The sequence below is a fragment of the Streptococcus sp. DD11 genome, assembly GCF_001578865.1.
Classification (GTDB): Bacteria; Bacillota; Bacilli; order Lactobacillales; family Streptococcaceae; genus Streptococcus; species Streptococcus panodentis.
Map to the genome: position 1 here is coordinate 81184 of NZ_KQ969393.1, position 7974 is coordinate 89157.

Below are 7974 nucleotides of genomic sequence, written 5' to 3' on the forward strand. Positions count from 1 at the left end.
AACCGTATCACTGGGATTATGTTCGGCGTGACCTCGGACTTGCTGGCAGATAAGGAAGCGACTGTTCAGACTCTTCTGGGCGGGACCATCAAGGTTTCAGATTATTTTATCAGCGTCCTTGAATCTCCGGCTCTCAATATGGGGGTCTTTGTCGGAATCATCGCCGGTTTTGTCGGCGCAACTGCCTATAATAAATACTATAACTTCCGCAGGCTGCCGGATGCTCTGTCTTTCTTTAACGGCAAACGTTTTGTACCTTTTGTGGTCATTTTCCGCTCGGCCGTCGTTGCGATTCTCCTTTCCTTTATTTGGCCGCTGATCCAAAGCGGGATTAATGCTTTCGGTGTCTGGATTGCCAACTCTCAGGATACAGCGCCGATTCTGGCGCCCTTCCTCTATGGCACTCTGGAGCGCCTCTTGCTGCCGTTTGGCCTGCACCATATGCTGACGATTCCAATGAACTATACAGCTTTGGGCGGTACCTATGAGGTGCTGACTGGTGCGGCCAAGGGCACAGAAGTATTTGGCCAAGATCCGCTCTGGCTGGCTTGGGTCACCGACTTGGTGAACCTAAAGGGGGCCAATGCCGGCCAATACCAGCAGCTGCTGGATACGATTCATCCGGCCCGTTTCAAAGTGGGGCAAATGATTGGTTCTTTTGGGATCTTGATAGGAGTTATTGTGGCCATTTACCGCAATGTGGATCCGGACAAGAAGCACAAGTACAAAGGGATGATGATTGCGACAGCTCTGGCGACTTTCCTGACGGGTGTCACTGAGCCGATTGAGTACATGTTTATGTTTGTGGCAACACCGCTTTACTTGGTTTATTCAGTTGTGCAGGGAGCAGCCTTTGCTATGGCTGACATTGTCAATCTGCGCGTTCATTCTTTTGGTTCGATTGAATTTCTGACCCGGACTCCGATGGCTGTCAATGCCGGTCTGGGCAGTGATATTATTAACTTTATTTGGGTGACGCTTCTTTTTGGAGTCCTCATGTACTTCATTGCCAACTTTATGATTAAGAAGTTTAACTACGCGACTCCGGGCCGCAATGGCAACTATGAAACTGCTGAAAGCGGAGAAGAATCTGCTGCTGACGGCGGCAAGGTGGCTGCTGCTTCTCAGGCGGTCAATATTATCAATCTCTTGGGCGGCCGGGCGAATATCGTAGATGTGGATGCCTGCATGACCCGTCTGCGGGTAACGGTCAAGGAGGCAGAAAAAGTCGGCAGCGAGGAGCAGTGGAAGGCTGAAGGTGCCATGGGTCTGGTGATGAAAGGCCAAGGGGTGCAGGCTATCTACGGACCGAAAGCTGATGTCCTCAAATCCGATATTCAGGATTTATTGGACTCAGGAGAAGTCATTCCCGAAACCCTGCCGCATCAAAAGGCTGAATCTAAAGCTGCGGCAGTTGCTTACAAGGGTGTGACAGAAAACATCCAAGCAGTCGCTGACGGCCAGGTCATCGAGCTGGAAGATGTCAAAGATCCAGTCTTCTCACAAAAAATGATGGGAGACGGCTTTGCTGTCGAGCCTGAAAACGGTCAGATTTACTCACCAGTTGCCGGCACAGTGACCAATGTCTTTCCTACCAAGCATGCTCTTGGCCTCTTGACGGAGAATGGCTTGGAAGTTTTGGTGCACATCGGCTTGGATACAGTCAGCCTTGAAGGCAAACCTTTTGAAGTCCATGTGGCAGAAGGCCAAACCGTTGCTGCTGGTGAGCTTCTTGTGACGGCTGACTTGGAAGCAATCAAGGAAGCGGGACGTGAAACTTCAGCTCTTGTCGTCTTCACCAATGCAGCAGCCATCAAGTCTGTAAAGATTGAAAGACTCGGCCGAGCTGCTGCCAAGACAGTTGTCGCCAAAGTTGAACTGTAAGATAGAAAAGAGAGACCATGGCAAAATTCCTGACTTTAAATACTCATAGCTGGATAGAAGAAGAACAAGACAAAAAGCTCAATTGGCTAGCTGAGCGGATTCTTCAAGAACAATATGATGTCATTTGCCTGCAGGAAGTCAATCAATTAACGGAGTCTGAACAGGCTGTTCAGGCTCCGCTTTATCAGGCAGTGTCGGGCAGTATTGCCCTTCATCAGGATAACTACGCTCTCTGCCTGACGGAGAAATTATCCGCACAGGGACTGGATTACTACTGGTCCTGGGCCTATAATCACATAGGCTTTGACATTTATCATGAAGGGGTGGCAATCTTATCCAGAAAGCCGCTGGCTCCTAGAGAAATTTTGGTATCAAAAGTCAACAATCCTGCAGATTATCGGACGCGCAAGGTTCTGCTGGCGGAGACAGAGGTGGAAGGTCAGCTGCTGACGGCAGCATCCTGCCATCTGTCTTGGTGGGACAAGGGGTTTCAGAGCGAGTGGTCCAAGCTGCAAGCAGCGCTATTGAAAGCGGAGACACCTTTGCTTTTGATGGGAGACTTCAATAATCCAGCCGATCAGGAAGGTTATCAGACCATGTTGGCCAGCCCGCTGAACCTGCAGGACAGCCATACGGCTGCTGCAGAGGCTGTCGGAGAGGCGACGGTGGAAGGCGGTATCGCTGGCTGGGATCAGAATCAGTCTGCCCTGAAGATTGATTATATTTTCACCAGTCGGAGGATGAAGGCAGAACGCTCAGCTGTTGTTTTTGACGGTCAAAATGGTCCAGTTGTCAGCGACCACTTTGGTTTAGAAGCAGAGGTGAAAATTTAGAGAAAAGATGGTGGGACGCACCCTTGTGATGGCTGCGTTCTCACCGGCAAAAGAACAGGCAGGATAAAGTTTTTATTTCCAGCCAAATATGACGAAAGATTTTATTAAAAAACGCATAAAATCAGCGCTTTCGAACAGCCTGTTTTTATGCGTTTTTCTATTTACAGTCTTTTCCTTTGCTTTTGGCAGTGGCGGTGGGACAGAAGAGGCTGAAGGACTTTTTATACAGTATCTTATCAAAGATACTCCCTTTTGCGGGTGAGGGCGCAGCTATCATGGGAGTCTGTCTCAGCCTCACTCCCCCGGACTGTTAAAGCAAGGCGAGTTAACGACGGAATAAAAGATAAACTAAATGACGATAAAAAGTTTTTGCTTGGTCTCTGGCTTATCGTTCACATCCGATACCGTCACCGTCTCGATCCAAGTGGCGGCCGTATCCAGGCTGGCCTTGATAGACTGGTGCAGCTCCGGCTGCTCTTGCTTCAGAACAGTTTTTGTAGTAGACATTGGCTTGGGCTGCTTGTGCAGCAGCGGCTTCTTCTTGTTGCCTTTGCGCTTCGGCGGCTTTTTGAGCTTCTTCTTGTTGCCTTTGCGCTTCGGCAGCTTTTTGAGCTTCTTCTTGTTGCCTTTGTGCTTCGGCAGCTTTCTGAGCTTCTTCTTGTTGTTTTTTCGCTTCGGCAGCTTTTTGAGCTTCTTCTTGTTGTTTTTTCGCTTCGGCGGCTTTCTGAGCTTCTTCCTGTTGCCTTTGTGCTATCCGTTCCTGTTCCGCTTTTTCTGCAGCCTCTTTTTGTTGGCGCTCTTTTTCAGCTTTATTTTTTTCTTTTTGTGCCGATGACCGACTACTTGCTGAGCTAATTTTTGCAGAAGAGGAGGAGTTGGAAACGGCTTTGGTATCTTCTGTATTCGAAGAGCAGGCAGAAAGGGTAACGCAAGCCAGCAGGATACAAGAGCAAGCTGCAATGTTTTTCTTTGATAACATCAGAATAATCTCCTTTTTATAAAATGATAGCGTTTTCAAAAATATTATATAAGAAATGATAGAAAAAAGAATAACAGAATGATTGATGTTGTCCAATTTTTAGAAATCTGCATGCTCCTTTTCCTCCCTTTTTAGACCTCAAACTGCTGTCTTTTGTTATTCTTGAAAACGTGTTATAATGAAGTATTAAGATTCTAGGAGGGATGTCATGCGTTGTCCGAAATGTGGTGGGAGTAAGTCAAGTGTAGTGGACAGCCGGCAGGCTGAGGATGGGAACACCATCCGCCGCCGCCGTGAGTGCGAGGAGTGCCAGCACCGTTTTACAACCTATGAGCGTGTAGAGGAGCGGACCTTGGTTGTTGTCAAAAAAGACGGCACACGCGAACAGTTTTCTCGGGATAAAATTTTTAACGGGATTATCCGTTCTGCTCAGAAAAGGCCTGTATCAAGCGATGAAATTGAGACCATTGTCAATCGGATTGAGCAAAAGGTCCGCAGTCAGAGTGACAATGAAATCAACAGCGAATATATCGGTTCCTTGGTCATGGATGAGCTGGCCGAGCTAGATGAGATCACCTATGTCCGCTTTGCCAGCGTCTACCGGAGTTTCAAGGATGTAGGTGAGCTGGAAAGTCTGCTCAAGCAGATCACCAAGGGTTCCAAGAAGAAAAAGGAAAAATAAATGAAACCAAATCATCATTTTTCTTTCTTGCGCAATCATCTGGTCAGTCAGGATACGGGCAATTTTTCCCGGCTCTATCTTCCGATCTTAGGGAGGGAGGCGGCTGCTCTCTATCTTTATCTCTTGGCTTTCTGGGATAATGGCCAGAAAGAGCATCTGTTCAGCCATATTCTCAATCATCTGGATTTTGGGATGGACATTCTGGAAAGCAGTCTGGACCGACTGAGTGCTATGCGGCTGCTCACTATTTATGAGGAAGAAGGTGCCTATGTGATGCAGCTTTATCCGCCCCTGTCTGCCGATGAATTTTTCCAGCATAATGTCTACAGCAAGCTGCTGGAGAAGAAAATTGGCGAGGCGGCCGCGGAAGCGCTGAGACCTGAGAGCGCCAGCGGTCAAAAACGGATCAAGCCTTTTATGCAGGTATTTGGTCTGGAAAATCAGCAGCAGGAACGTCCCCGCCAGGTCAACGATTTTGACTTAGGGCACTTCAAGCAGCGCATGGCGCAGGAAAATCTGCGCTTTGCGGATGAAAAGGAAGACGTGCTGGAGCTTTTTGCCATAGCAGAGCAGAAAAAATGGACCTGGTATGAGACCTATCTCTTAGCTAAGGAAACAGCAGTTTCTCAGGTCATTTCTACCAAGCGCATGAAGCAGAAGCTGGCCCAGCGGCCTGTTGACAGCGAATTTAGCCAGCAGGAGCGTTCCATTATCCGGGAGGCAAAGAGCAAGGCGCCGATGATGTTTCTGGCAGAGATTAAGCAAACGCGTCAGGCAGCCATCACGCGGACTGAGCGAAAGCTCTTGCAGGATTTGGCAGAGCTAGGTCTCCTTGATGAGGTGATCAATGTCATTCTGCTGCTGACCTTTAATAAGGTTGATTCGGCCAATGTCAATGAAAAATACGCCCTTAAAGCCGCCAATGACTTTGCCTATCAGGGTGTCAAATCGGCTGAGGAAGCCGTTCTCAAAATCCGTGAGCGCCATCAGCAGGGCAGCAAAAAACCGGCCTTTTCCAAAGGACAGACCAGCAACGTACCTGACTGGAGTCAGCCGGATTATAAGAATGAAACCAGCGCTGAAAAGCAGGCTGAACTGGAAGAGCAAAAACGCCGGCTCTTAGCCAAACTTGAAGGAGGAAGCGACTAAATGGAAAAAATCGGACAGACCCTGCCTCATATGAATAAAGTGCGGCAGTTTGACTATCAGGAATTGGTCAAGCAGATCATGGCAGACCCTGATGTAGCAGCTTTTATCCAGCAGGAAGGCCTGTCGCAGGCTGAGATTCAGCGCAGCATTTCCAAGTTTAATCAGTATATCACGGAGCGCAACCGTTTTCTGCTGGGGGATGACAGTTACATTGCCAAGGGCTACAAGCCGGTCTTGGTTCGGAATGAAGGATACGCTGATGTTTCTTATGAGGAAACGCCGGAGCTGATTGAGCAGGAGCGGCAGGAGGCTGTTCGCAGCCGTCTTAATCTCATCAATCTGCCGGCCAGTCTCAAGGAAGCCAGTCTGGCTAAGATTGACTTGGATGATGTCGGCCGCTATCAGGCTTTTGAGCTTCTGACCAACTTTGTGGCTGACTATCCCGATTATCAAAAAGCTCTCTATCTCTACGGGGATTTCGGTGTTGGCAAGAGCTACATGATGGCAGCTCTGGCCCATGATTTATCGGAAAAGCGCAGTGTTTCTACGACTCTGCTGCATTATCCAAGCTTTGTTCTGGATGTGAAGAATGCCATCAGCTCCGGTCTGGTCAAGGAAAAGATTGACGGCGTCAAGACAGCGCAGGTGCTGATTTTGGATGACATTGGCGCCGAGCAGTCCAGCCCTTGGATGCGCGATGAAATTCTGCAGGTCATCCTGCAGCACCGCATGCAGGAAAATCTGCCGACTTTCTTTACCTCCAATTTCAGTTTTGCTGATTTGGAGCGGCATTTTGCTAATTCTAAGAATGGCGACGAGACCTGGCAGGCCAAGCGGGTCATGGAGCGCATCAAGTTCTTGGCCCAGGAAGTCCGTCTGGAAGGAGAAAACCGCCGATGAGTGAAACCATTGATTTAATGAAGCGTCATACTTCCGTCCGCCGTTTTAAGGATGAGCCCATTCCGGAAGTGGATGTGCGAAGCATGATTGATGCCGGCCGGGCTGCTTCCAGCTGGAAAAACTTCCAGTCCTACTCGGTCATTGTCGTCCGCAGTCAGGAGAAAAAGGAGGCCCTCTTTCAGCTAGTGCCTCAGGAAGCCATTCGGCAGGCTTCGGTCTTTCTGCTCTTTGTCGGCGACCTCAATCGGGCTCATAAGGGAGTGGAGCTCCATACGGACGCTTTTTACCCGCAGGGAACGGAAAATCTGCTGATCAGCTCAGTTGATGCGGCGCTGGCCGGGCAGAATACTCTGCTGGCTGCTGAAAGTCTGGGCTACGGCGGGGTGATAATTGGCTTGGTCCGCTATGCTTCCAAGGAAATCGCTCAGCTTTTCAGACTGCCAGACTACACCTATCCGGTTTTTGGCATCGCCTTGGGGAAACCGGCTCAGCAGCATGCGGTCAAGCCGCGCCTGCCCTATGAAGCAGTCGTCTTTGAGGAAGAATACCGGGAACAGAATGCAGCAGTTATTGAAACCTATGACCGGGTGCAGGCAGACTATGCCGGAGAACGGGCGAAAGAAAGCTGGAGCCAGCGTCTGGCTGCCCAGTTTGGCCAAGAACCGCACCCAGCCAGTCAGGAAAATCTAAAAGATAAAAAATTAGGATAAGTGAATAAAGTCAAGCAAAGCTTGATGTCAAAGCAGCGGCTTGTAAGAGTTGATACATCAATGAATCAGAAACCGCTCAGCAGTGGTTCATCGGCGCTGAAGCGCCTAACAAATTGTGCAGGGGGAAATTCTAGTTGACTAAAGTCAACAGGTCCGCTCCCAACCACTGCGTCTTGTAAGTCAGACGATAGAACTATAGGAAGCTGGGGCTGTTGTCTCAGCCTTCATTCAGATGAAAGAGGAATAAGATGGCCTTACCAACTATTGCCATTGTCGGCCGGCCCAATGTCGGCAAGTCAACACTGTTCAACCGGATTGCCGGTGAACGGATTTCCATTGTGGAGGACGTTGAGGGGGTGACTCGGGACCGGATTTACACGACGGCTGAGTGGCTCAACCGCAAATTCAGCATGATTGACACCGGAGGGATTGATGATGTGGATGCGCCTTTTATGGAGCAAATCAAGCATCAGGCAGAAATTGCCATGGAAGAAGCCGATGTCATTGTCTTTGTCGTATCTGGAAAAGAGGGGATTACCGACGCAGATGAGTATGTAGCCCGTATGCTCTACAAGACCCATAAACCGGTTATTCTGGCAGTCAACAAGGTCGACAATCCTGAGATGCGCAGTGAGATTTTTGATTTTTACGCTCTGGGTCTGGGCGATCCCTTCCCGCTTTCCTCCGTTCACGGGATTGGCACCGGGGATGTGCTGGATGCCATTGTGGAAAATCTGCCCAACGAAGAAATTCGGGAAAATCCCGATATGATTAAGTTCAGCCTGATTGGCCGGCCCAATGTCGGCAAGTCCAGTCTGATCAATGCTATTCTGGGAG

The 7974-nt window shown here is 49.2% G+C and carries 8 protein-coding genes; 7 read left to right on the top strand and 1 reads right to left on the bottom strand.

Features of this window, described 5'->3' with window-relative positions:
* Both STRDD11_RS03670 and STRDD11_RS03675 read left to right on the top strand, forming a co-directional pair.
* Positions 1 to 1884 (top strand): PTS transporter subunit IIBC (locus STRDD11_RS03670; protein ID WP_128836266.1); only part of this gene is annotated, 1884 nt, incomplete at its 5' end.
* Between the two features lie 17 nt (positions 1885 to 1901).
* A complete protein-coding gene (locus STRDD11_RS03675) occupies positions 1902 to 2717 on the top strand; it encodes an endonuclease/exonuclease/phosphatase family protein (protein WP_128835516.1) in 816 nt (271 codons plus the stop codon).
* Positions 2718 to 3102: 385 nt separating this feature from the next.
* Here STRDD11_RS03675 and STRDD11_RS03680 read toward each other — a convergent pair whose 3' ends face one another.
* Positions 3103 to 3792, bottom strand: coding sequence for an excalibur calcium-binding domain-containing protein (locus tag STRDD11_RS03680; protein ID WP_241209303.1), 690 nt, complete (start codon positions 3790 to 3792; stop codon positions 3103 to 3105).
* A 112-nt stretch (positions 3793 to 3904) separates the two neighbouring features.
* Here STRDD11_RS03680 and nrdR point away from each other — a divergent pair, with 112 nt between their 5' ends.
* From nrdR to STRDD11_RS14145, 5 genes are all read left to right on the top strand, one after another.
* Positions 3905 to 4378, top strand: coding sequence for a transcriptional regulator NrdR (gene nrdR / locus STRDD11_RS03685; RefSeq protein ID WP_128835518.1), 474 nt, complete (start codon positions 3905 to 3907; stop codon positions 4376 to 4378).
* Entirely contained in the window at positions 4379 to 5527 is a 1149-nt protein-coding gene (locus STRDD11_RS03690; protein WP_128835520.1) for a replication initiation and membrane attachment family protein, read from the top strand.
* Positions 5528 to 6427 (top strand): primosomal protein DnaI, encoded by a 900-nt coding sequence (gene dnaI / locus STRDD11_RS03695; RefSeq protein ID WP_128835522.1) that lies wholly within the window; start codon positions 5528 to 5530, stop codon positions 6425 to 6427.
* Positions 6424 to 7137, top strand: a complete 714-nt coding sequence (locus tag STRDD11_RS03700) for an NADPH-dependent oxidoreductase (RefSeq protein WP_128835525.1) — start codon at positions 6424 to 6426, stop codon at positions 7135 to 7137. The genes dnaI and STRDD11_RS03700 overlap by 4 nt, the downstream gene beginning before the upstream one ends.
* 248 nt (positions 7138 to 7385) lie before the next feature.
* Positions 7386 to 7974 (top strand): GTPase (locus STRDD11_RS14145; protein WP_241209304.1); only part of this gene is annotated, 589 nt, incomplete at its 3' end.